Raw genomic sequence first — 24,584 nt, 5'->3', positions numbered from 1 at the left:
TTGAGCATCGCGGATAGCCACTACATTGCATTGCCTGGGCCTATGCTCTTTTTACAAATTACGGAGTGACGATGAGGATTTACCCAATTTTTCGGACCACGCTGCTAGCCGCGGCTATAGGCGCGCTTGGTACCACGGCCATGACCGGTTTCGCAGAAGAGACCAAAGACGTCAGCAAAGTCGCCGGCAAAGACGCCGACAAGAAAAAATGGGACGTCAATCATCCTCCCGGCCCTGCATCGACGGTCAACCTGGATACCCGCACCGGTACCTGGATGACGGTGGATGTCAGCCCCGACGGCAAGCAGATCGTGTTCGACTTGCTGGGTGACCTGTACTTGCTGCCGATAGAGGGCGGTGAAGCAAAGCCGCTGACTCATAGCATTGCATGGGAAATGCAGGCGCGGTTTTCTCCGGACGGCAAGCAACTGGTGTATATGTCGGATGCCGGCGGTGGCGACAATATCTGGGTCATGAATGTGGACGGCAGCAATCCGCATGAAGTCTCTAAAGAAAATTTCCGCCTGCTGAATAATCCGGTCTGGCATCCCAACGGACAGTATATCGCTGCACGCAAGCACTATAGCGGCACACGCTCGCTGGGCTCCGGCGAAATCTGGCTGTACCATGCCAGCGGCGGCGCAGGCGTGCAATTGAATGAAAAACCGAACTGGCAAAAAGATCTGGGTGAGCCGGCCTTCTCGCCGGATGGCCGCTACGTCTATTATTCCCAGGATACGACGCCGGGCACCAGCTTTGAGTACAACAAGAATTCCAACAAACAGATTTACCAGATCTTCCGCAAGGATCTGCAGGACGGCAAGACCAAGGCCTTTGTCAGCGGCCCCGGCGGCGCTATCCGGCCAGTGCCTTCTCCTGACGGCAAATACCTGGCTTTTGTGCGCAGGGTGCGCAACCAGAGCACGCTATTCCTGAAGGACCTGAAAACCGGCATCGAAACACCGGCCTGGGGCGAGCTGGAACGCGATATGCAGGAAGCCTGGGCGGTGCAGGGTGTATATCCTGCATTTAGCTGGCTGCCCGACAGCAAGGAAATCGTGGTTTGGGCCAAGGGCAAGATCTGGCGCGTCAATCCTTTCAGCCATGCAGCAAAAGAGATCGCCTTCCACGTCAAGGATACGCGCGAAGTCCACAATGCACTGCGTGTGGAAACTCCGGTCGCACCGGATCAGTTCGACGTCCATCAGCTACGCTGGGTGAACGTCTCTCCGCAAGGCGACAAAGTCGTGTATTCGGCGCTGGGACATTTGTATGTCCGCGATTTGCCGAACGGCGTGCCGCAGCGGCTGAGCAAACAAAATGATCATTTTGAATTTTTCCCGCAGTTCTCGCGCGACGGCAAGCAGATTGTATTTACCACCTGGGATGACGACAAGCTAGGTTCGGTGCGAACCATGGAACTGCGCAGCGGCAAGGAAACCGTGCTGACCAAGGCACCGGGCAAATACCTGGAACCGGCCTTTTCACCGGACGGCAAGCAGGTCGTGTTCGTCAAGTCGCGCGGCGGCTACCTGACTACTCCGTGGTACGGGCTGGAGCCTGGTGTGTATGCGGTCGATGCCGACGGCAAGGGTGCTCCGCGCCTGGTGACCGAAGAAGGCAGTGCACCGCAGTTCGGCAAGGACAGCGATACGCTGTATGTCACACGCACTAAGCATAGCGGTGAAGTGGATTGGACCACGTCGCTGGTGCGCATCAATCTGGACAACAAGCCCGGCAGGACTAAAGAAGAGCAGAGCGTGGCTACCGGCGAGTTCGTCAGCGATTTTGCGCTGTCGCCGGATGGCGCGTGGCTGGCGTATCAGGAGCGCTTCCACACCTATGTTACGCCACTGCCGCTGGCCGGCAAGGCGGTGACGATAGGACCCAAGGCTGAAGCGCTGCCGGTCAAGCAGCTGGACGTGAATGCAGGTGATTATCTGCATTGGTCGGGCGATAGCAGCAAGCTGCATTTTTCTCTGGGCGACGAGCTGTTCAGTAGTGATCTGAAGAATGCCTTTGCCTTCATGCCCGGCGCACCCAAGGAGCTGCCGAAGCCAGCCGAGGCCGGCCTGAAGATAGGTTTCCGCGAAACGGCAAGCAAGCCGACGGGTACAACCGTTATTTCCGGTGCTCGCATCGTGACGATGAAGGGTGATGAAGTCATCGATAATGGCCGCATCGTTATTAAGGATAATCGTATCGTTGCCATCGGCAAGGCGGACGATGTCGCTTCACCTGCAGGCGCGAAACAGATTGATGCCAGCGGAAAAACTATCATCCCCGGTATTGTTGACGTGCACTGGCATGGCGGCATGGGCGAAGATGAAATCATCCCACAGCAAAGCTGGATCAATTATGCATCGCTTGCGTTTGGTGTGACCACGCTGCACGATCCTTCCAACAAGACCTCGGAAATCTTTACGCAGGCAGAGATGCAGCGTGCTGGCGAAGTGGTAGCGCCGCGCATTTTTTCCACCGGTACTATCCTGTATGGTGCCAAGTCCAATATGACGGCGGTCGTCAATAGCCTGGACGATGCATTGACGCATTTGAAGCGCCTGAAAGCCGGTGGCGCGATTTCGGTCAAGAGCTATAACCAGCCCCGCCGCGAGCAGCGCCAGCAGATACTGGAAGCGGCACGCCTGACCGGCATGATGGTCGTGCCGGAAGGCGGCTCCCTGTTTGAAACCAATATGACGATGGTGGTCGACGGCCACACCGGTGTTGAACATGCGATACCGGTGGCAAATGCGTATGACGACGTTAAGCAGTTGTGGTCGCAGACCCGGGTTGGCTATACACCGACGCTGATTGTCGGCTATGGCGGGCTGGACGGCGAGACTTATTGGTACGCGCATACCGACGTATGGCGTCATCCGCTGCTGTCGCGCTATGTGCCGCGCTCGGTGCTGGAGCCGCGCAGCATAAGGCGTGAGCTGGCTCCGGAAGAGGACTATAACGTCTTCAAGATCGCCAGCACCGCCACCGAGTTGCAGCGCGCCGGAGTGCCGGTCAACCTCGGTGCCCATGGCCAGCGCGAAGGCCTGGGCGCGCACTGGGAGATGTGGACCTTTGCGCGCGGCGGCATGACACCGCTGGAAGTCATACGCACCGCCACGCTGAACGGCGCCAAATATCTGGGCATGGACAAGGATATAGGCTCGCTGGAGGCCGGCAAGCTGGCCGACCTGGCCATCATCGATGCCGATATCCTGAAAGATATACGCCAGTCCGACAAGGTCGTGCAGGTGATGCTGAATGGCCGTCTGTACGACACAGCGACGATGAATGAAGTCGGTGCAAAGCCCAAGGCGCGCAAACCTTTCTTCTTTGAAGGTGCCGGCGGTGCTGCGATGCCGGTGGAGGCGAGGGGCCATACGCATGGCGGCAACACGGGAGAAGACGCAGATCTCGATTGATTATTTTGCGTCGTCTCGACGGTAAAAAAGGTGCGCTGCGGCGCGCCTTTTTTTTGGGGCTATATCTTGTGTCATCGCGCGCCTGCCCCTCATTATTCCCCGTCGAATATAACGAAGCTGCAGCGTAACAAAGCGATACAGGAGCGCTGCACACGGCCTGAACAGAAGGTGTAATATATCTGCGCGCCAACGAAGCTCCGCAGCTGTCTGTCATCACAGAATGCGCTATGCGCAGCTTCCTTCACCGATACTACCCGGCAGTTTCCACAGAATTCAGCAGACAAGATTGAGGAGCTCAGGCATGGCAACATTAAACATCAACGGCAAGCCAAGACAATATGAAGCGGAGCAGGATACGCCGCTGCTTTGGGTATTGCGCGAGCAATTGGGTCTTACCGGCACTAAGTATGGCTGCGGCGTCGCCCAGTGCGGTGCCTGCACCGTGCATATAGACGGTGTCGCTACCCGCAGTTGCGTCATGCCTGCTGCGGCGCTCACCGCCAAGCAAAAGATCGTCACAATAGAAGGCCTGTCGCCGGACGGATCTCATCCCGTGCAAAAAGCCTGGGCAGCGATGGATGTGCCGCAATGCGGTTTTTGCCAGAGCGGCATGATCATGGCTGCGGTAGCCTTGCTGAAGACTAAGCCCAAGCCCAGCGATGCCGACATCGATGATGCGATGACTAATATCTGCCGCTGCGGTACCTATAACCGCGTGCGGGCCGCGATCAAGGTTGTTGCGCATGGCGGAGATACCAAGCTGGCACATCTGCAGATCACGCACACAGACGGGAGCGTCAAATGAGCCGCGCCACTACCTTGCCCGGCGATGCCGCTGCGCCTAACCATTCACGCCGCCGCTTCCTGGGCGGATCCGTTGCCGCATTGGGCGGCCTGGTCGTAGGCTTCCATATTCCTTTCAGCGGCGAAGCTGCTGCACAAACCACCGAAGTTCCCGAGGTCAATGCCTGGGTGGTCGTCAAACCAGACGATACAATCGTGATCCGCATTGCCCGCTCAGAAATGGGCCAGGGCACGCTGACCGGGCTGGCGCAACTGGTGGCGGAAGAACTGGAATGCAACTGGGCCAGAGTCACCACCGAATATCCGACGCCGGGCCAGAGCCTGGCGCGCAACCGTGTATGGGGTAACTTCTCCACCGGCGGCAGCCGCGGCATACGCGAATCGAATGAATATGTGCGCAAAGGCGGCGCGATAGCCCGCACCATGCTGATACAGGCCGCAGCCGATGAATGGAAGGCGCCTGCCGCCGAATGCACGGTCTCCAAGAGCGTGATTACGCACAAGGCCAGCGGGCGCAGCACGACTTACGGCAAAGTGGCGCTGGCCGCCTCCAAGCTGACGCCGCCAGAAAACGTTACCTTGAAAGACCCGAAAGACTGGAAGCTGGTCGGCAAGCGCCTGGCCCGTCTGGATACGGTCAACAAGACGACCGGCAAGCAGATTTACGGCATGGATCTGAAAATGCCGGGCTTGCTGAATGCGGCGATTAAGGATTGCCCGGTGTTTGGCGGCAAGGTCAAAAGCTTTGATGCATCGGCGATAGAAAAACGCCCCGGCATCAAGAAGGTGGTGCAGGTCGGCGACAGCGGCGTTGCCGTGATTGCAGACACCTGGTGGCGGGCCAAGAGCGCACTGGATGCCATGACTATAGAGTGGGATTACGGCCCCAATGCGCAAGTGTCCAGTGCCAGCATTGCAGAGATACTGAAAGCCGGCCTGGATGCGCCGGAAGCTGCGGTGGGCAACCAGAATGGCGATGCCAAGGCAGCTATTGCGGCAGCCCCACGCAAGATAGAAGCCGTGTATTCCTATCCTTATCAGAATCACGCGACGATGGAAGTGATGAACGCGACGGTCAAGTGGACGCCGGAGCGCTGCGAAGTCTGGACCCCAACGCAAAATGGCGAAGCGGCACTGGCTGCGGCTGCAGAAGCCGCAGATTTGCCGCCGACCAAATGCGAGGTGTACAAGCTGCATCTGGGCGGCGGCTTTGGCCGCCGTGGCGCGGTGCATGACTGGGTGCGCCAGGCGGTGCTGATCGCCAAGCAGATGCCGGGCACGCCGATCAAGCTGCTGTGGACGCGTGAAGAAGACATGACGCATGGCCGCTATCATCCCATCACGCAGTGCAAGCTTAGCGCTGGCCTGGATGAGAATGGCAATGTCACCGGCTTTCATATGCGTTTATCCGGCCAGTCCATCCTGGCCAGCATTTCTCCGCAAAGCATCAAGGACGGCAAAGACCCGGTTGTGTTCCAGGGCCTGAACCCGCCCGGGCCGGAGGCATCTTTCGGCTATAGCTTCCCCAATCTGCTGATTGATTATGCGATGCGCAACCATCACGTACCGGCGGGCTTCTGGCGTGGCGTGAACCTGAACCACAATACGATCTACTTCGAATGCTTTATCGACGAACTGGCCCATGCGACCAAGCAGGACCCGCTGGCCTTCCGCCGCAAGTTCCTGGCCAATAGCCCCAAGCACCTTGCCGTGCTGAATGCAGTTGCCGAGCGCGCCGGCTGGGGCAAGCCTGCGCCCAAGGGCGTATTCCGCGGCCTGGCACAGACAATGGGTTTCGGCAGCTATGTCGCTGCGTGCGCCGAAGTGTCGGTGAACAAGGACGGGGAACTGAAGGTGCACCGCATAGTCGCTGCGACCGATTCAGGCTACGCGGTCAATCCGCAGCAGATAGAGGCGCAGGTGGAAGGTTCGTTTGCCTATGGTCTGTCCGCTGCGCTGTATGGCGAATGCACGATCAAGGACGGTCGCGTGGAGCAGCAGAACTTTGATACCTATCCGGCGATGAAGATGGACAAGATGCCGGCAGTGGAAACCATCGTGATGCCATCCGGCGGCTTCTGGGGCGGCGTAGGCGAACCGACGATCGCGGTAGCGGCACCGGCAGTGCTGAATGCGATCTTCGCAGCGACCGGCAAGCGCATACGTGAATTGCCACTGAAGAACCACAGCCTGAAAGCCTAGGCGATGTTCAGCGCAATGCCGTCCTTGCTTCCCTATAAGGGGATGGCAGTGGCGGCATTGGCGGCATTACTGGCGCTGGCAGCCGGGCCCTCGCAGGCCCAGGTGCAGACAGAGGCGAGGCAGGATTACAGTATAGTGGCTGACGCGATACCATTATCGCTGACCGGATCACCGGGGGATGCGGCGCGTGGCCGCGCCATCGTTGCCAGCCGCCAGCAGGGCCTGTGCCTGCTGTGCCATACCGGGCCTATTTCGGAGGAGCGCTTTCAGGGCAATCTGGCGCCGGACCTGGCGGGTGCAGGCAGCCGCTGGACAATAGGGCAATTGCGCCTGCGTATCGTGGATGCGCGGCACTTCAATGCGGAGACCATCATGCCGTCCTATTATCGCAGCAAGGACTTGTTGCGTGTGGCAGGCGCATGGCAGGACAAGACCATCCTGACGGCACAGCAGATAGAGGATGTGGTGGCATTTCTTGCTACTTTGCGTAGCGACGAAAAAGGCAATGGAAAATAAAATGAGTGAGCAGGCAGGTGAGCAGATGGGTGAGCAGATGAACTCCGCAGATCAATCCAGCGGGCAGGCAGCCAGCCCGCTGCGCCGCCGCTTGCTGAAGGCGGGGGCCGTGCTGGGCGCATGGATCGTGGTGAGCCCGGCGATGTCCGCTCCTTCGGAAGATCTGGCAACGGCGATACGCAGCTACACAGACGGTGCTGCCGCATTGCCCGGCAAGGTCAAGCTGGACGTGGCAACGCTGGTAGATAACGGCAATACCGTGCCGATCACCATCACCGTAGACAGCCCGATGACGGCCGCCGAGCATGTAGTCAAAATAGCCGTGTTCAATGAAAAAAATCCGCAGCGTGATGTGATCAAGTTTACGCTGGGACCCAGGGCCGGCAAGGCCGAGGTGTCCAGCCGCATACGCCTGGCGACCTCGCAAAAGCTGGTGGCGATTGCACAGACCAGCGACGGCCGCTTCTGGTCCGACAGCGTGGATGTGATCGTCACGCTGGCTGCATGCATAGAAGGGGATGTGTAGGCCATGGCAAGCACCGTCATCAATGTTCCAGCCCAAGCCAGGCGCGGCGAGATACTGGAAATCCGTACGCTGATACGCCACCCTATGGAGACCGGCTTCCGTCCCGGCGCCGATGGCCGCATACAGCCGCGCGACATCATCCAGCGCTTCAGTTGCCTTTACAATGGCGAGCAAGTGTTCAGCGCCGAGATGTTTTCGGCAGTGGCCGCCAATCCGTATATCTCTTTCCACACGGTCGCAACCGAGAGCGGCACGCTGAGCTTTCATTGGGAGGGCGACAATGGCTTTACGCAGACCGAGACCGCAAAGATCAGCGTCGCCGACTGAGGCTGATAGGCCATGAGTGCATTTTCACCGGTCCTGCGCTGCGCAGGCATGCTCGTCTATGCGATGGCAGCCTTGCTGTTTTCCTCAACGGCTTTTGCTGAAAAAAAACAGGAGCAAAGCCAAAATCCTGAAACCGACCAGCGCCGCTCCGGCTTTGAATTCATGGGCGCATCCACGCAGGCGATGCAGCTCAATGAGGCGCTGAATCCCGGCATGCTGTGGGTGAAGGATGGCGAGGTGCTGTGGGGAAAAGCAGCAGGCAAGAGCCAGTTGTCCTGTGCTTCCTGCCATCGTGATGCCAAGGTCAGCATGCGCGGCGTCGCTGCGCGCTATCCCGCTTTTGACGAGGGCCTGAAACGGCCGGTCGATCTGGTACAACGCATCAAGCTATGCCGTACCGCCAAGCAACTGGCGGAGGGTTTTCGTTCGGAAAGCCAGGACTTGCTCAGCCTGGAAGCCTATGTCGCCTACCAGTCGCGCGGCATGCCGATTGCACCGCCGCAGGATAGTCGCCTGAAGCCGTATATCGCCGCCGGTTTGCAACGGTTTACGCAGCGCATGGGGCAGCTTGATCTTTCCTGTGCGCAATGTCATGAAGAACGTGCGGGCCTGCGCCTTGGCAGCAGCCTGATCCCGCAGGCGCATCCTACCGGCTATCCCGTATATCGCCTGGAGTGGCAGGGCATGGGCTCCTTGCAGCGCCGCTTGCGCGGTTGCATGAGCGGCGTGCGCGCCGAACCCTTTGCCTACGATTCGCAAGAGTTGGCGGAACTTGAACTCTATCTTGCCATCCGCGCCAAGGGCATGATCACCGAAGGCATCGGGGTTCGCCCGTAAAAGCCACACATCCAAAAAATATTTTAAAAAATATTTCCATTTAGCCTTTCCGCGGTCTTGTCGTTTTAAACTTTTTTCCTCATTCCCCGCCTTTTTTTGAGCATCAACTGCCTGTTTTTTCATAGGTAAAACAGCGCTTTCTTTTTCATTTTTTATGATTTTTGCACGCTGCGCTAAAGCGCACAATTGGGGGAGTTTACGTCTCCTGTTCGTCGATTCTGCGCGGCAATGATGACTGTAGGATACAAATGTTGCTAGTCCTCAACCCCTTATCCGGTGCAATAAAATGACTTTGTTTGCGCGATCCACGACAGCATTGACCAGCAGTGTCGCTACCCAGTTAGCGGCCCAGACCGATCAGCCCTCGCATCGAGATGTGGTGAAGGAAATGGCTGCGTACGCGAAGCCGGATACACGGAAAGGCCTGACGATTTTCGTTGCAGATTTCAGCCTGTTCGTGGCTGCAATTGCCGCCGTGCTGTTCCTACCTTCGCTGACATTGAAGATCATAGCGTCGGTCATTGCCGGTGTAAAAATCGCCAACCTGGCATCCATTGCCCATGAGGGTGCACACAATAGCCTGACACCTTCGCGCCGCCTGAACTGGTGGATCAGCGTGCTGTCTTTCATGCCTTGTCTGTTCAATTACCGCTTGTGGGTATACGACCACCATGCGCTGCATCACCCGCATACCAACGGCGAGCACGTCGACTCTTATCAGCCTCTGTCCAAGGCCGCCTACGATGCGCTGTCTCCGGTAAAAAAACAGTGGTACCGCTTTATCCGTTCCGGCAATCCGCTGGCGTTCGGCTGCTATTACATCCTGCAGCGCTGGTCGCAAGTGAAGTTCATGCCAGGTGCGTTTTTGCCAAAGGCACATCGCGCGTCGGCGTGGAAGCACACCGCCTTCGTAGTAACTTATTTTGTCGCTTTCATAGCCATGCTGATTGCAGCGCCGCTGTATGCGCCGATAGGCTCGGTGACAGCCGTTCTGCTCGGATTTGTATTGCCGTTCTTTGTATTCCAGTCGCTGCTGTCGGCTTCGCTGTATATCAATCACACCCATCCCGATATCCCGTGGTTTGGCGTCGACAGCAAGTTGCAAAAGAAAGTGCAGCCTGAGCACATGACTGTGCATTTGCGCTTTCCAAAATGGTTTGCCAATCTTGTGCATAATTTTTATGAGCATCCTGCGCACCACGCCTATCCTGCAATTCCCTGCTACGAGCTGTGGGCAGCGCAGGCACGCATGAACCAGATGCTGGGCGCGCGCGCCATCGTCGTCGATTTTTCCATTGCGGCGCTGAGAGACATTTTTCAGAAATGCAAATTGTATGACTACGAAAATCACTGTTGGCTTGATTTCGATGGGGTACCAACTACGCCAACATGCCGTTTAGTTCTTGAACATCAGGAATCCCTAGTTCAAGCATAAGAAATATAAGGAATATTGACATGGACTTCAAAAATCATCCCGACTGCCGACCCTTCACCGAAGCCGGACCACTATCCCAAATGAACGCCTGGTATGAGCGAGGCCGCAATGTGCTGTGGGTCATGCTGCACGGCTATCCACGGCCTTGCTTCAACCCGGAGCTGCTGCAAGACATACGCACGCTCAGGGCAGCGGCAAAGGACAGCGGTCTGCCTATCGATTTCTGGGTCACAGGCTCTTCTGCTCCCGGCATCTTCAATGTAGGCGGCGATCTGTCGTATTTTGCCCGCCACATACGCGCCGGTGAGACCGAGGCCCTGCGTACCTATGCACATGAGTGCGTGGATGCGGTCTATGCAGCCACAGTCGGTTTTGATATCGGCGCTATTTCGATTGCCATGATAGAAGGCACCGCAATGGGCGGCGGCTACGAGGCAGCGCTGGCGCATGAATATGTGCTCGCCCAGAAAGATGTGAAGATGGGGTTCCCCGAGATTGCTTTCAACCTGTATCCAGGCATGGGAGCCTATTCGCTGGTGACGCGCAAGGCCAATCGCGGTTTGGCGGAAGAGCTGATCAGCAGCGGCGAAGCCCACACTGCAGAATGGTATAAGGAGCGCGGTCTGGTAGACCGCGTATTTGAGCAGGGCGATGCGCAGAAAGCGGCTCGCACGCTGATCGATGAGATACGCCCAAAGATTAACGGCATACGCGCGATGCTGCGTACTCGCCGCCGCGTGCTGCCGGTGGACAAGGCAGAGCTGATCGCGATTACCGAAGACTGGGCCGAATCGGCCTTCAAGCTGGAAGCAAAGGATCTGGCCTACATGGAACGCCTGGTCATGCTGCAGAATCGCCGCGCCGGAGTCGCGCCGACACCGGCAATGAGCAGCGAGGCTGCCACCCAGGTGGCAAATGCAACGATCGCTGCAGCAGCCTTGACGGCATCCACTGTCTCGCAGGAAGCTGCTGTCGAAGTCAGCGAAGATACAACTACGGAAGCGGCAGGACAGATGCTGTTTGCTGCATAAACCCAAAGCTTAAGCATCAGAAAAACATCCGCAGTTTCAGGCAACCGATTTGAGTTGCCTGAACTGCCGGAACCATTCTTCAAATTCGGCTGCAGGCATGGGCTTGGCAAACAGGAAGCCCTGTGCCAGATCCACGCCTATACTGCGCAGGAATTCTGCCTGATCCTGTGTCTCCACGCCTTCCGCCACGATTTTCAATTGCAGCTCCTGCGCCACGGCGACCATGGAGCGCAGCAGCCTTTGTGCGCGGATATCGTTATGGATGGAGCTGATGAAGCTGCGATCCAGCTTCAACACATCCAACGGCAGGCGCGATAGCTGCGACAGCGAGGAATAGCCGGTACCGAAATCGTCCAGGTGCACTTCTGCTCCCAGGTCCTTGAACTGGCTGATCAGCTTCAGCGCCAGCGTTTCATCCTCTATCAGGCAGCTCTCAGTCAGTTCCAGATCGACAATGGATGGATAGATGTCGGCAGCCAGGATCGCCATCTTGAAATCTTCCACCAACTTGGGATGGCGGAACTGGCGCGCGGACAGATTGATCGCTATCCGCAAATTGAAATCCTGTTTCTTCCACAATCCGGCTTGCCGGGCGGCCGTTTCCATGACCCATTTACCGATAGGCGTGATGAGTCCGGATTCTTCCGCGTAGGGGATGAAGTTCATGGGCTGTATCAGGCCACGCTCAGGCGAGTTCCAGCGTATCAGCGCTTCCACGCTCTCCACTTTGCCGGTCGTCAGCGATTGCTTGGCCTGGTAATACAATTCAAACTGGTTTTCTTCCAGCGCCTTGCGGATATTGGTATCCAGCCATACATATTCGCTGACCCGCTGGTCCATCTCGCTGGTAAATATCCTGTGTGTATTGCGGCCGCTATCCTTGGCCGCATACATTGCCATGTCCGCATTGCGGATCAGTTCTTCCATGGATCTGCCATGCTCGGGAAATACTGCGATCCCTATCGAGCAACTGGAATAGATTTCTGCCCGGTTCAGGTCAAACGGCACTTTCATGCGTTCGTGGATGCGCTCTGCGATCAGCTCGGCGGCACGCTGGTTGGCGTTCGGTATCACGATCAGGAATTCATCGCCGCCCAGCCGCGCGATCACGTTGCCTTCGCGCAGGCAGGAGTGGATGGCCGATGCGGCTGCCTGTATCAGGCAGTCGCCCAGCACGTGGCCGTAGTGGTCATTCACTTTCTTGAAGTTATCCAGGTCCAGGAACAGCAGGCTGAATACCGGTGCGTCTTCCGCGGTGATAGCCTCGGTAATCATTTCCTGGATCGCATGCCGGTTCAGCAAGCCGGTCAGCGTGTCCTTGGTGGCCAGCTCCATCAGCCTTTCCTTGGCGCGGCGCTCTTCGGTCACATCGGTGCCTGAGCAAACCAGGAAGTTTTCACTTTCGCCGCTGCCGCTTTCCACCAGCTTGTTGCGCCAGATGACCTTGCGTATGCCATAGCGGCTTTGCACAGGGCGTTCTACTTCAAAGGAGGATTGGGTGGCAAAGAAATCGCGTATATTGGCGCGCGCGGACTCATGCTCGTCGACCGGCATGAACAAGTCGTGCGCATTCAGGCCCAGCAGGTTTTCTTCTTTCAGGCCAGTGAGCTCTTCGCACAGGCGGTTAAAGCGTTTGATCTTGCCGTCCGCATCCAGTATCACGACCAGCGAGTTCACTTCGGATACTACCTGTTCGGCAAACATCAGGCCGTGTTCAAGATCGCGGGCAACCGTGTCAGTGTCGTAATAGTCGGCGGCTGTGCCGGCCCAAGTCGCTTTATCGGTTTTCTTGCCGACCAGATGCAGTTTGACCTCGTCATTGAAAATTTTCAGGTCGAATGTCAGGTGGGATGTAACGCCGGTCAGCTTGCGTATTGCATCAGCTTGTTCCGGGCGCAGGCTGATCGCCGTGGCCGTGACTTCGCCGTCACCCGATAAATGTAGAGCGTCACTATCGTCCCGGAAGTACCACAATGGACTTCTGGTTCCGAAATGCTGGAACAACAGCGTGCTTTCCATATCCTTTGTTTTCATTCACTACCTTTGCGACTATTTTGGATGGCATTTTTATCTGAAACCGAAATTTACACTATTGGACTACGTGCACCAAATAGGTTCAAGAAATAAACTTGTTTAAGAAGCGGATTCAGACACTGACTTGTTTCATCCAGGCACGGGCAAATCCTATCTATATATGTTTAACGGTTAAAATAATTGAAAATCAATGACTTGTGTTGAACATTTGATTCATTTACTCACTTATTCAGCTACAAATTGGTCTCCAGATGTAAGTAAGCCGCGCAAAATTCGGGTTTGCCCCGTGAGTGTTGTCTTTTTGTAACATTTTCTGTGTTAGCGTTTTTTTACTACGCATCCATACTCCCCCACAAAAAAGTCTATTTGCATTCAAGCTGCGTATCCACTACACTGTATTTGTACCGATTGGTAAACTGTTTTCTTTTTGGTACAAATCGCGATATCTAATTTCTTAATCAAATTCGTATAGATAAGGTGAACATCATGTCGACCCGTCCCCCTTTACCTCCATTTACCCGTGAAACTGCGATACAAAAAGTACGCGGCGCGGAAGACGGCTGGAATTCCCGTAATCCTGAGAAAGTTTCGCTGGCCTATACCGTAGACAGCCGCTGGCGCAACCGGGCTGATTTTGTGCAAGGCCGTGAGCAGATTGTTGCCTTTCTCAGCCGCAAGTGGGTTCGTGAGCAGGACTACAGGCTGATCAAGGAGTTGTGGGCGCACGATGGCAATCGCATTGCGGTGCGCTTTGCCTATGAATGGCATGACGATTCAGGCAACTGGTTCCGCTCTTACGGCAATGAAAACTGGGAGTTTGACGAGAACGGCCTGATGCACACGCGGCATGCCTGCATCAATGATTTGCCGATCAAGGAAAGCGAAAGAAAATTCCACTGGGATGCCAGCGGCCCGCGTCCAGCAGACCATCCTGGCTTGAGCGAACTTGGACTGTGACGGCGTGGCGTTTTAAAATACGAAGCTTTTCACTCGCAGCAGGATAAACAAGATGGCAAAACTGGTCGCCGAGCGCGCCGATGTGATACCGCAACTGGCCGAGATCTTCAGGACCTATGGTTTTGAAGGGGCGAGCTTGGCGCGTATCACCGAGGGCACCAAACTGGGCAAGGGCAGTATTTATCACTTTTTCCCCGGCGGGAAAGAGGAGATGGCCGCTGCGGTACTGGCGCAGATAGATGAGTGGTTCCGCATCCACGTGTTTTCTCCCTTGAGGGAAGAAGCGCGGGCGGATGAAGGCATAGCCCGCATGTTTGACGAGGTGCAGCGCTACTTCCTGTCCGGCCGCAAGGTATGCCTGGTTGGCGTCTTTGCACTGGGCAATGAGAGGGATCGTTTCTCTGCTGCGGTGAAGGGTTATTTCAAGGAATGGATAGGTGCGCTGACGGCCGCCCTGGTACGCGCCGGCAAATTGCCGGAAGCTGCGGCCGATCTGGCGGAAGACGTGGTGGCCGGCATACAGGGCGCACTGGTACTGGCGCGGGCACTGGATCAGCACAAGGCCTTTGTCCGCACCCTGGGACGTTTGCAGCAGAGATGCGCTGCAAACGCGGTGTAATGGCGGAAGACAGTAAGAGTCGAACTTACGAGAGAATGATAGACATCCCCTGACGGGTTTGAAGCCCGCCCGCATCACCGGACACGTTTGCCTTCCTTATTTTCATATAAATTGTTAGACAGCCTCTAGTTTTCTGAGGCCAAGTTAAGGTAACTCAAGACAGGTCATTCGCTTGCCACTGGCTATCCGCCCGCAAAATATGCGTGTCGCGTAGCCGCCGAGTATAGCCGACGCGGTCGAAGAATTCTAATAGCTGGATGGCGCGTTTGCGGCCCAGGCCGCTCGCATCCCTGAAGCCGGCAGCGTCCACCGCCTTGTTGACCGTGCCTGCATTCTGCTTTTTTCCTTTCCCGCCCTTGCCGTCGGCGGCTTCATCCCTGGCAATATCCTTGATCAAGCTGGACAGCTCGGCGATGCGCTGCGGATGATAAAACAGGTCGCGCACCACCTGGTACACCTGGCCGCGCATGGCCAGTTTGCGCAGCAAGTCACGCACTTCATTTTCCGCCACCCGCTGCTCTTTCGCCAGATCGCGCACCCAGGGCGGATCAAAGCCTGCGTTGAGCAGGGAAAGCATCAGCTTGTCTGCCAGCGCCTGCTCCTGCGATTTCAGCTCCGTTGCATGTTCGGGCAAGCGCAGCCAGGGGCCTTGTTGTATCAGTCTGCCGGATGCGCCTAATTGCTGGATCAGGTATTTCCACACCTGTTCCTCGGCGTCCGGCTCTACGATGCGTTTCAGGCGGGGAAGTTGGGGCCCCATTTCATCGGGAAATTGCTCATGAAAGCTGCGCAGGGCCTGTAGCACCCTGTTTGCGAGAGCTTCCAGTGCCGCTGTCGATATCAGTACCGCATCGTCGCCACGTAAGGGAATGCTGCAGATGCCCTCACCAAAATGCAATTGTTCAGCCGGCAGGTGCGTCAGGCGCATCATGCTGGAGCGGCTCAAGCCCAGCGGACTATGCTGCAGCAATAGCGATGCATCGCCCGATTCCAGATATAGCCTGAGCGCGTCCAGCCAGGCATGCCGTGCCGGGCTGCGCCGCTTGCGCGCAGGGCCAAAAGGATCCAGCACGCGGCCTCCGCCTATGGTGCGGCTTGCCTGTGCATTGCGCAACACAAAGCGGTCGCCCGGCACCGCATGCACAGGAGCGTCAAACACCAGTTGTGCCCTGGCATGCTGGCCCGGTACGAGGGCATCGCTGGAAGCCGTGTCCAGCATCAGCACGTGCGCGGTGCGATGGGCTGCCCCCAGGTGCACATGCACGGGTGACCAGGGCTTGAGTGTTACGCCTGCATCAGCCAGCATATCCAGCTCTACATCCAGCCTGTCCGAACATTGCGCCATCGCCGGTGCCAGGATCCAGTCGCCGCGGGAAATATTTTCCTTCTCTATGCCTGCCAGATTCAGCGCCAGCCGCTGGCCGGCCAACCCTGTTTCTGCAGCCCTGTTTTGTGCATGGATGCTGCGCACCCGCACCAGTTTTCCGGACGGGGCCAGCAGCAACTCATCACCGGCACGGACGGAGCCTGCCAGTGCGGTGCCGGCAATGATGGTGCCGTGGCCGCTCAGGGTAAAAACACGGTCTATCGCGAGCCGGAACAGCCGCTTTTCATGCTGCGGCGGCATCGCTTGCGCGATATCTTCCAGGTGTTGCTTCAGCGATGCCACGCCGGGATTGCCTTCTGCGTTTGCCTGCGTGCGGAAGACCGGCGCACCGGCAAACAGGGTGCCCGCCAGCAGGGACGCGATATCGGCTTCAACCGCAGCTATTCTTGTTGCGTCCGCACGGTCTATCTTGGTCAATACAACGGCCGCCTGGCGCACGCCCAGCAATTGTAATATCGCCAGATGCTCGCGAGTTTGCGGCATGATGCCGTCATCTACTGCGATGACCAATAGCGCATAGTCAATGCCGCTGGCACCGGCTGCCATCGTGTGTATCAGTTTTTCATGGCCGGGCACATCGATCAGTCCCAGCACGTCGCCGTTCGGCAGCGGAGTATAGGCATAGCCCAGTTCTATCGAGATGCCACGCGCTTTTTCTTCTTTCAGCCGGTCGGTATCCACGCCGGTGAGGGCGCGCGTCAGCGTGGTCTTGCCGTGGTCGATGTGGCCAGCAGTACCGACGATCATTGGCCGCCTGTAAGGTGTGATGCGCGCAGTAGCCCCAGTTGCTGGGCAAACTCCGGCTGTTGCGCCGCCTCCAGGCAGCGCAGGTCCAGCCATAGCGCGTCTTGCGCTATCCTGCCTAGTACCGGGCGCGGCAAGTCGCGCAGCAATTTTTCCAGCTTGCCCAGCGCATTGCTTTGCTTGTGTTCAAGCGCGGCGCGTATGGACAGCCCGTAGCTGGGTAACTGGTCCACCGGCAGTGCGCCGCTGCCTATCTGGCTCAGCATCGCTTCCGCGCTGACCAGATAGGCACTGCCTAATGCCTGCTGCAGCAAAGGAAGCAGTTGTTCCGCCTGCTGCTGCATGTCGGCCCGCGGGCGTGTCAGCAGCCTTAGCGTGGTCAGCCTGTCCCTCAGCATTTCCGGCGCGCGGTATAGTGCCAGCACGGGCTCCAGCGCGGCCAGCGTCAGCTTGCCTACGCGCAGTGCGCGCTTCAGCGGATTGCGTTTGATTTTTGCAATCAGGTCGGCACGGCCGACAATGATACCGGCCTGCGGTCCGCCCAGCAGCTTGTCGCCGCTGAAGGTTACCAGGTCCGCGCCCGCGGCTACAGTCTCGCGCACGGTAGGCTCACGCGGCAAACCGTATTCGGAAAGATCGACCAGCGTGCCGCTGCCCAGGTCCACGGCGGTAGGGATGCCGCGTTCGCGGCCCAGTACGGCGATCTGCTCCAGGTCCACGCTCTTGGTAAAGCCGCTGATTGCATAATTACTGCAATGCACCTTCATCATCAATGCGGTCTGTGGATTGATTGCGTTGGCGTAATCGGCCAGGTGAGTGCGGTTGGTGGTGCCTATCTCATGCAATTTGGCGCCCGCGCGCAGCATGATGTCCGGAATGCGAAAGGCACCGCCTATCTCCACCAGTTCGCCACGCGAGACGATGACTTCGCCATGATGTTCGCCTGCCAGCGTACTGAGCAGCAGCAGCACCGCCGCTGCATTGTTATTGACGACGGTTGCCGCCTCGGCGCCGGTCAGCTCGCATAGCAAGTCTTCCACCAGGTCGTCGCGGTCGCCGCGCTTGCCGGTCTCCAGGTCAAACTCCAGGTTCATCGGCGAGCTTAACGCTTGCATCACCGCCTGCACCGCCACATCCGGCAGCAGGGCACGGCCCAGGTTGGTATGCAGTACGGTACCGGTCAGGTTGTACACGCATTTCAGCGGCGACACATCGGCTTGCCGCAGGCGCTCGGAAACGGATGAAACGATAGTGGAAATGTCGGCTTCTCCAGCCTTTTCCATTGCTCCGGCATGGCTTAATGCCTCTACCCGTAGTTCCGCCAGCAGCTTGCGCACTTCATTCACTACGCGAGTGCGGCCATACTTTTCCGTCAGCAGCAGGGCAGACGGATCAAGCATGAGTTTATCGACCGAGGGCAGCTTGACAGCCCTTTGTGTGGCGGGGGTAGATTCGGGTTGCATGATGCTATGCCAGGTTGCCCAGCCACAGCAGCGGATTGACGCTGGCGCGCAGATAGCCTGCTTCGCAGACCAGCACGTCCAGTGTCAGGCTGGCGAGGTCGTCGGCCAACGGCTCTACATTGTAGTCATGCTCCTGGTTGAAGATCTTGCGATAGCCGTGGCAATCGTCGCAGGTTTCTGCACGGGCGAATTTGCCTGGATCGTTGGCCTTATTACCCGGCGCCGCCGCTCCTTTTGCCGTATCGTCTGCGGCGTCCAGGTATCCCAGTCCCTGATAGGAAATCTTGCCGTTTTGCTCGCAGCAAGAGCATTTCACCCGCACCATATGCCACTCGCTGGAACACAGGCTGCACTGTAGATAGCGGTAGCCTTGCGATTGGCCGCCTATGCGTATCACGCTGGCAACCGGATGCGAGCCGCACACCGGACAAAGGGTGCCGGTTTCCAGCACCGGTACCTGGCGCTGCTGCAGATGGCTGGCCTGGTAAGTCCACAATACCTGCAGCGCGGCGGCGATAAACGGCGCTTGCGCGGCATTCAAGCCGTCTATGCGCTGGGCAATGACGGCATCGGCCAGTGCTTCCAGTTCTTCCACCGGCATGGTGCGCAAGGCAGCGATCACAATGGAAATTTCTATTTGGCGGGCGGCGACGCTATCCAGCTTGTCCAGCAAGGTGGTGAGTATGCCGCGCCATGCCGGGCCGCGCGGCGCAAATGCCGCCAGCGGAGGCATCGCATGCTGCTGCGCCCGTTCCATCGTGGCCGCATCCGGCAGGCCGGCATCGCTTGTATTCAGGGTGGCCAGGGTCTCCGCCTGGGCGCTGACCATATCGGCCATCAGCAGCAGGTAGCCGCTCAGCTCAGGATTAACCGGTATGCCGGCAACCTTGCCGGCCGCAAGCTCACGCAGGCGCGCCGCACGCGGGGCGAAGACGCCGCCTAATTCCGGCAGGCGCAGGCGGGGCAGGGAGGTATGATCCAGTGCTTCGATCTCGCCGCGTTCTAGTATGCGTTGTACCAAAAGATTTCCTTTTCAAAAGGCAGGTCTGATGGCTCACAGTAAAGTGAGTCTGGTGAGGCTGCTGACTCCGCTGGGTCTGGTATGGGCGAGAATGATGCTGCGAAGATATTGTAATACGCTTTTACAAATGCGGCGGTACAAAAGCGTACGGCGATGTGTGGCAAATCGTTAACAAGAAGACGCCTGAAATCGGGCCGAAAAAAAACCGCCCGAAGGCGGTCAATTCCACGAGGAGCTACAAAAACTCTTTCAGGCTATTCCAGACTATCCTCAAACTATTTTGCGCTGGAATCTTTGACGACTTCTTCAAACCAGCGCCGGTGGTGTTTCCTGGCCCAGCCATAGGTAACCGTGCCACGTGTCATTGCGCCTATCGACCCCTTGATCCACAGAGCTGCATAGATGTGCACAATAATACCAAGGATCAGTACCAGCGCGCACACCGAATGCAGCAGCGCTGCTGCGCGGATGATGTCTATGGGGAAGTACAGCGAAAAATAGGCGCGCCAGATCACGATTCCTGAAAGCAATAGACCGGCCATGCAGATCACCATTGCATAGAACAGCAGCTTCTGGCCAGCGTTGTAGCGGCCTACCTTGGGCAGTTTTTCTTCCCGGTTGTTCAGCACGTCATCCACCTGCTTCATCCACTGCATGTCTCCAGGCTCCAGCATATTGTGATGCCAGAAGCGCAAAACGAGGATGGCAAACGACACAAACATCACGATGCCGATAAATGGGTGCAGGATGCGCGTCCATTGTCCGCCGCCGAGCACATTACTCAGCCAGAACATGGACGGGTGAAACATCGACAAGCCGGATATCGCCAGCAGCACGAAGCAGATGGCGGTAATCCAGTGGTTGCTGCGCTCGTTGGGCGTGTAGCGGACTATCTCAGGGCTGCCGTGTTTATCCCGGTTCATTTTGCTTCTCCTTCAGGTCTGCCGCAGCCTGCTTGGCCTCGCGTTCCTCTTCGTCGCTGACCTCGTTCGGCCCCACCCTGGTGTAGTGGAAGAAGCCGGCCAACGCGGTTGCCACGATGCCGGCCACCGCCAGCGGCTTGGCCAGGCCTTTCCACAAACCCACCATGGGGCTGATGCTAGGGTTGTCCGGCAGCTTGTGATAAATATGCGGCTTGTCTGCATGATGCAGCACATACATCACATGCGTGCCGCCGACACCGGCCGGGTTATATAGGCCGGCATTCTCGAAACCGCGTGATTTCAAGTCAACAATGCGTTCTTCCGCATGCTGTTTCATGTCTTCCTTGGTGCCGAACACGATAGCGCCGGTAGGGCAGGTCTTGACACAGGCCGGCTCTTGCCCGACTGCGACGCGGTCTGAACACAGCGAGCATTTATAGGCGCGATTGTCTTTCTTCGAGATACGCGGCACGTCGAAAGGGCAGCCGGCGACACAGTAGCCGCAGCCTATGCAATGCTCTTCATTGAAATCGACAATGCCGTTGGTGTATTGCACGATGGCGCCCGGCGAAGGGCAGGCTTTCAGGCAGCCTGGGTCCTCGCAGTGCATGCAGCCGTCCTTGCGTATCAGCCACTCCAGGTCGCCTTTCGGATTTTCATATTCGGTGAAACGCATCACCGTCCATGAGTGCTCGGTCAGGTCGCGCGGATTATTGTAGGTGCCGTCGGTATCGCCGACTTCGTCGCGCAGGTCATTCCATTCCATGCAGGCGGTCTGGCAGGCCTTGCAACCTATGCACTTGCTCACATCAATCAGCTTTGCCACCGTGCCGGTCACCGGTTCGCGCACCGACGTCGGCTGCACCGTCGTGGCGGATGCGCGTTTGATATCGAGAGACTGGTAAGCCATGTTCTTCTCCTGTTCTGATCTGCGATTTTGCCTTTAGGCTTTTTCCACTTTCACCAGGAAGGACTTGAATTCCGGTGTAAAGGAATTCGCATCGCCTACCACCGGCGTCAGCGTGTTGATCAGATAGCCTGGTTTGGCTACACCCGTAAAACCCCAGTGCAAAGGCAGGCCGACAGTCTGCACTTTTTTACCGTCTATAATCAGCGGCTTGATACGCTTGGTCACCAGCGCCTTGGCGATGATGTGGCCGCGCTTGGAGCTGACCTTGACCTTTTCACCGGCAACCACGCCCACCTCTTTTGCCAAGTCCTCACCTATCTCCACAAACTGTTCCGGCTGCACAATCGCATTCAGTTTCGCGTGCTTGGTCCAGAAGTGGAAATGCTCGGTCAGCCGGTAGCTGGTGGCGACATGTGGAAATTCTTCATGTTTGCCAAACTGCTCCCTGTCACCGGCAAATACGCGTGCCGCCGGATTGCTGGTGGCACGCGGATTTTTTGGATGCAGCGGGTTGTAGCCCAGTGGATTCTCGAAAGGTTCATAGTGCTCGGGGAAGGGCCCTTCGTTCATCGTCTTACGTGCGAAGAAACGTGCCACGCCTTCGCCCAGCATGATGAAAGGCCCCATGCCGTTTTCGGGGGGTTCATCCGCCTTGAAATCGGGGACGTCGGCACCGCCCCAACTGCTGCCGTTCCAGGCAATCAGCTTGCGCTTGGGGTCAAACGGTTTGCCGGCGACATCGCAAGAGGCGCGGTTGTACAATACGCGCCGGTTGGCCGGCCAGGCCCAGGCCCAGTTCAGCGTCTGGCCTATGCCGGTAGGATCGCTATTATCGCGCCGGCCCATATTATTGCCGGCCTGCGTCCATGCTCCGCAAAAGATCCAGCAGCCGCTGGACGTGCTGCCGTCGTCACGCAACTGTGCAAAGGACGCCAGTTGTTCGCCCTTCTTGGCCAGCACCTTGCTCGCATCCTTGGGGTCGAGCACGTCGGCCAACGCCTTGCCGTTGTATTCCTTCGCCAGTTCCTCCGGTGTCGGGCTTTCAGGGTTGGAATAGGGCCAGCTCAGGTTGACGATAGGATCAGGAAACTTGCCGCCGTCCTTTTGATACATCTTGCGCATGCGCAGGAACAGACCGGACATGATCTCCAGGTCGCTGCGCGCTTCGCCTGGCGGCTCGGCGCCTTGCCAGTGCCATTGCAGCACGCGGGATGAACTGACCAGGGAACCGCGTTCTTCGGCAAAGCAGGTGGTCGGCAAGCGGAAGACTTCGGTCTGTATCTTGGCCGGATCCACCACATTGAACTCGCCGTAAGGTTTCCAGAATTCGCCCACTTCCACAGCCAGCGGATCCATTATCACCAGAAACTTCAATTTGGATAAGGCTGCCGTCGTCTTTTGCTTGTTCGGCGCCGAGGCCAGCACATTGAAGCCTTGTGCGATATAGCCGTTCACCTTGCCCTGGTTCATCAGCTCTATCACCTGCATCAGATCATAGAGCTTGTCGAGCTTGGGCAGGTAGTCATAGGCCCAGTTGTTATCGGCCTTGGCTGAATCTCCCCACCAGGCTTTCATGAAGCTGACATGGAAAGCCTTGTAGTTCGACCAGTAGCTGAGCTGATTGGGCCGCAGGGGCTTGGTTGCACGCGCGGTGATATAGGCGTTGAAATCCTCGCCCTGGCTTGGCAGGCTCATATAGCCAGGCAGCGCATTGGACAGCAGGCCAAGATCGGTCAGCCCTTGGATGTTGGAGTGCCCGCGCAGCGCATTCATGCCGCCGCCGGCAATGCCTATATTCCCCAGTAGCAGTTGCACCATCGCGCCTGTACGTATCGTCTGCGCTCCTGTGCTGTGATGTGTCCATCCCAGTGCATACAGAATGGTACCGGCCCGGCCGGGCACGGCGGTGGATGCCAGCATCTCTGCTACGCGGGTAAATTTTTCCGGCGGCACACCGCACACGCGCGTCACCATATCCGTCGTATAGCGCGAATAGTGGTTCTTCATCAGTTGATAGACGCAGCGCGGATGCTGCAGCGTGGTATCCACTTTGGCAAAGCCGTCGACGCCCATCTCGTAATCCCACGAGATCTTGTCAGCGTACTTTCCGGTTTTTTCATCGTAGCCGGAATACAGGCCGTCGTTCAGCGCAAAGTCTTCGCGCACGATGAAGGGCATGTCGGTAAAGTTTTTGACGTACTCGTGCTGTATCTTGTCGTTGGTCAGCAGGTAGTTGATGATGCCGCCCAAGAACACGATGTCCGTGCCGGTGCGTGTGGCTACATAATAATCGGCCACCGATGCGGTACGGGTAAATCTGGGGTCGACCACAATCAGCTTGGCCTTGTTATGGGCCTTCGCCTCGGTCACCCATTTAAATCCACAGGGGTGTGCTTCAGCGGCATTGCCGCCCATGACCAGGATGACATCGGCATTCTTGATGTCTACCCAATGATTCGTCATCGCTCCACGGCCAAACGTCGGGGCAAGACCTGCCACCGTCGGACCATGTCATACACGCGCCTGATTATCAAAGGCCAGCATCCCCATGCTGCGTACCGTTTTGTGCGTCAGGTAGCCGACTTCATTGCTGGCTGCGGAAGCGGCCAGCATGGCTGTGGATACCCAGCGATTGACGGTTTTTCCATCTTCCGATTTCTCGATGAAGTTGGCGTCGCGGTCTTCCTTCATCAGCCTGGATATGCGGTCCAGCGCATCATCCCAGGAAATTTTCTTCCACTCGCTGCTGCCCGGTGCGCGGTATTCCGGCGCCAGTAGGCGGCTGGGGCTGTGGATGAAGTCGATCAGGCTGGCTCCCTTGGGACACAAAGTACCGCGGTTCACCGGATGGTCGGCGTCACCTTCTATATGGATGATGCTGGAAGTGGCATTCTTCGCGCCATCACCCAGTCCATACATCAGGATGCCGCAACCGACCGAGCAATACGGGCAGGTGTTGCGGGTTTCCGTGGTACGGGCGAGTTTGTATTGGCGCACTTCGGCAAGGGCTTCTGTCGGTGCAAAACCGAGCAGAGCCAGGCTGGAGCCTGCAACCGTGGAACCGGTTACCTTGAGAAACTGACGGCGTGACATTTGTATCATGCTGACCTCTCAGTGGCGGGTGCTTCGTTGGGTACTAGAAAGTATATGCTGTTTTGCAAGCACTTGCTGAGAATGGTGAGCCGCAATGCAGCATGTTTTCAAGGTGTTTTTGTTTTGATAATCAAAGACTTATAAAAATATAAAAACTGGCGATAGCGGATACTACATATTGACGAAATAAGTTTCCTGAGCAACACTTTGTTACATTAGGGAAATTATTAGCCCTTAGTCCACCATTAATCCATCAATGTGAAAAACGCGAAATGCGAATTTTCCGATCTCATCAGAGAGCCGGGTCCAGCACTGTTGCGCAGTATTTTAAGG

Annotated in this window: 18 protein-coding genes and 1 tRNA gene; 11 read left to right on the top strand and 8 right to left on the bottom strand. The window is 57.2% G+C overall.

Going from position 1 to position 24,584, the window contains the following annotated elements; all coding sequences use genetic code 11:
- Nucleotides 1-71 precede the first annotated feature (71 nt).
- The 9 genes from IEW12_RS13460 (at nt 72) to IEW12_RS13420 (ending at nt 11,100) form a co-directional block, all read left to right on the top strand.
- Nucleotides 72-3,422 (top strand): amidohydrolase family protein, encoded by a 3,351-nt coding sequence (locus IEW12_RS13460; protein WP_188566519.1) that lies wholly within the window; start codon nt 72-74, stop codon nt 3,420-3,422.
- Nucleotides 3,423-3,723: 301 nt separating this feature from the next.
- Complete coding sequence (locus tag IEW12_RS13455) at nt 3,724-4,227, top strand: (2Fe-2S)-binding protein (protein ID WP_188566518.1); 504 nt, start codon at nt 3,724-3,726, stop codon at nt 4,225-4,227.
- Nucleotides 4,224-6,428, top strand: a complete 2,205-nt coding sequence (locus tag IEW12_RS13450; protein ID WP_188566517.1) for a xanthine dehydrogenase family protein molybdopterin-binding subunit — start codon at nt 4,224-4,226, stop codon at nt 6,426-6,428. Before IEW12_RS13455 ends, IEW12_RS13450 begins: the two co-directional genes overlap by 4 nt.
- 15 nt (nt 6,429-6,443) lie before the next feature.
- On the top strand, nt 6,444-6,944 hold the full coding sequence (gene soxX, locus IEW12_RS13445) for a sulfur oxidation c-type cytochrome SoxX (RefSeq protein WP_229751093.1): 501 nt from the start codon (nt 6,444-6,446) through the stop codon (nt 6,942-6,944).
- A 1-nt stretch (nt 6,945) separates the two neighbouring features.
- On the top strand, nt 6,946-7,470 hold the full coding sequence (locus IEW12_RS13440; protein WP_229751092.1) for a SoxY-related AACIE arm protein: 525 nt from the start codon (nt 6,946-6,948) through the stop codon (nt 7,468-7,470).
- Between the two features lie 3 nt (nt 7,471-7,473).
- The gene (gene soxZ, locus IEW12_RS13435) at nt 7,474-7,797 is read left to right on the top strand and encodes a thiosulfate oxidation carrier complex protein SoxZ (RefSeq protein ID WP_188566516.1); all 324 of its coding nucleotides are present in this window, start codon (nt 7,474-7,476) and stop codon (nt 7,795-7,797) included.
- A gap of 12 nt (nt 7,798-7,809) precedes the next feature.
- Nucleotides 7,810-8,634: a sulfur oxidation c-type cytochrome SoxA gene (soxA, locus tag IEW12_RS13430; RefSeq protein ID WP_229751091.1), complete on the top strand. Its 825-nt coding sequence runs from the start codon at nt 7,810-7,812 to the stop codon at nt 8,632-8,634.
- A gap of 286 nt (nt 8,635-8,920) precedes the next feature.
- Nucleotides 8,921-10,069 carry a fatty acid desaturase family protein gene (locus IEW12_RS13425; RefSeq protein ID WP_188566515.1) on the top strand — a complete coding sequence of 383 codons (1,149 nt, stop codon included), beginning with the start codon at nt 8,921-8,923 and terminating at the stop codon, nt 10,067-10,069.
- A gap of 20 nt (nt 10,070-10,089) precedes the next feature.
- Nucleotides 10,090-11,100, top strand: a complete 1,011-nt coding sequence (locus IEW12_RS13420; protein ID WP_188566514.1) for a crotonase/enoyl-CoA hydratase family protein — start codon at nt 10,090-10,092, stop codon at nt 11,098-11,100.
- Between the two features lie 36 nt (nt 11,101-11,136).
- Here the strand turns inward: IEW12_RS13420 and pdeR are convergent, their stop codons facing one another.
- Nucleotides 11,137-13,134: a cyclic di-GMP phosphodiesterase gene (gene pdeR / locus IEW12_RS13415; protein WP_188566513.1), complete on the bottom strand. Its 1,998-nt coding sequence runs from the start codon at nt 13,132-13,134 to the stop codon at nt 11,137-11,139.
- Between the two features lie 486 nt (nt 13,135-13,620).
- Here pdeR and IEW12_RS13410 point away from each other — a divergent pair, with 486 nt between their 5' ends.
- Both IEW12_RS13410 and IEW12_RS13405 read left to right on the top strand, forming a co-directional pair.
- A complete protein-coding gene (locus IEW12_RS13410) occupies nt 13,621-14,091 on the top strand; it encodes a nuclear transport factor 2 family protein (RefSeq protein ID WP_188566512.1) in 471 nt (156 codons plus the stop codon).
- 52 nt (nt 14,092-14,143) lie between these two features.
- The gene (locus tag IEW12_RS13405) at nt 14,144-14,710 is read left to right on the top strand and encodes a TetR/AcrR family transcriptional regulator (RefSeq protein WP_188566511.1); all 567 of its coding nucleotides are present in this window, start codon (nt 14,144-14,146) and stop codon (nt 14,708-14,710) included.
- On the opposite strand, the gene IEW12_RS13400 is transcribed toward IEW12_RS13405, so the two are convergent.
- The 7 genes from IEW12_RS13400 to fdnG form a co-directional block, all read right to left on the bottom strand.
- Nucleotides 14,711-14,806, bottom strand: a tRNA-Sec gene (locus IEW12_RS13400).
- A gap of 58 nt (nt 14,807-14,864) precedes the next feature.
- Complete coding sequence (selB, locus tag IEW12_RS13395; protein ID WP_188566510.1) at nt 14,865-16,844, bottom strand: selenocysteine-specific translation elongation factor; 1,980 nt, start codon at nt 16,842-16,844, stop codon at nt 14,865-14,867.
- Nucleotides 16,841-18,307: an L-seryl-tRNA(Sec) selenium transferase gene (gene selA / locus IEW12_RS13390; protein ID WP_371874542.1), complete on the bottom strand. Its 1,467-nt coding sequence runs from the start codon at nt 18,305-18,307 to the stop codon at nt 16,841-16,843. Before selA ends, selB begins: the two co-directional genes overlap by 4 nt.
- A 1-nt stretch (nt 18,308) precedes the next feature.
- Nucleotides 18,309-19,325, bottom strand: coding sequence for a formate dehydrogenase accessory protein FdhE (gene fdhE, locus IEW12_RS13385; protein WP_188566508.1), 1,017 nt, complete (start codon nt 19,323-19,325; stop codon nt 18,309-18,311).
- Nucleotides 19,326-19,600: 275 nt separating this feature from the next.
- Complete coding sequence (locus IEW12_RS13380; RefSeq protein ID WP_188566507.1) at nt 19,601-20,248, bottom strand: formate dehydrogenase subunit gamma; 648 nt, start codon at nt 20,246-20,248, stop codon at nt 19,601-19,603.
- Nucleotides 20,235-21,158 (bottom strand): formate dehydrogenase subunit beta, encoded by a 924-nt coding sequence (gene fdxH, locus IEW12_RS13375; RefSeq protein WP_188566506.1) that lies wholly within the window; start codon nt 21,156-21,158, stop codon nt 20,235-20,237. Before fdxH ends, IEW12_RS13380 begins: the two co-directional genes overlap by 14 nt.
- A gap of 33 nt (nt 21,159-21,191) precedes the next feature.
- A complete protein-coding gene (fdnG, locus tag IEW12_RS13370) occupies nt 21,192-24,260 on the bottom strand; it encodes a formate dehydrogenase-N subunit alpha (RefSeq protein WP_188566505.1) in 3,069 nt (1,022 codons plus the stop codon).
- Between the last annotated feature and the right edge of the window lie 324 nt (nt 24,261-24,584).

The sequence above is a fragment of the Parundibacterium terreum genome (assembly GCF_014636315.1).
GTDB lineage: Bacteria > Pseudomonadota > Gammaproteobacteria > Burkholderiales > Burkholderiaceae_D > Undibacterium > Undibacterium terreum.
The sequence above is the reverse complement of the archived record's forward strand: the minus strand, read 5'-3'. Positions and strand labels throughout refer to the sequence as shown.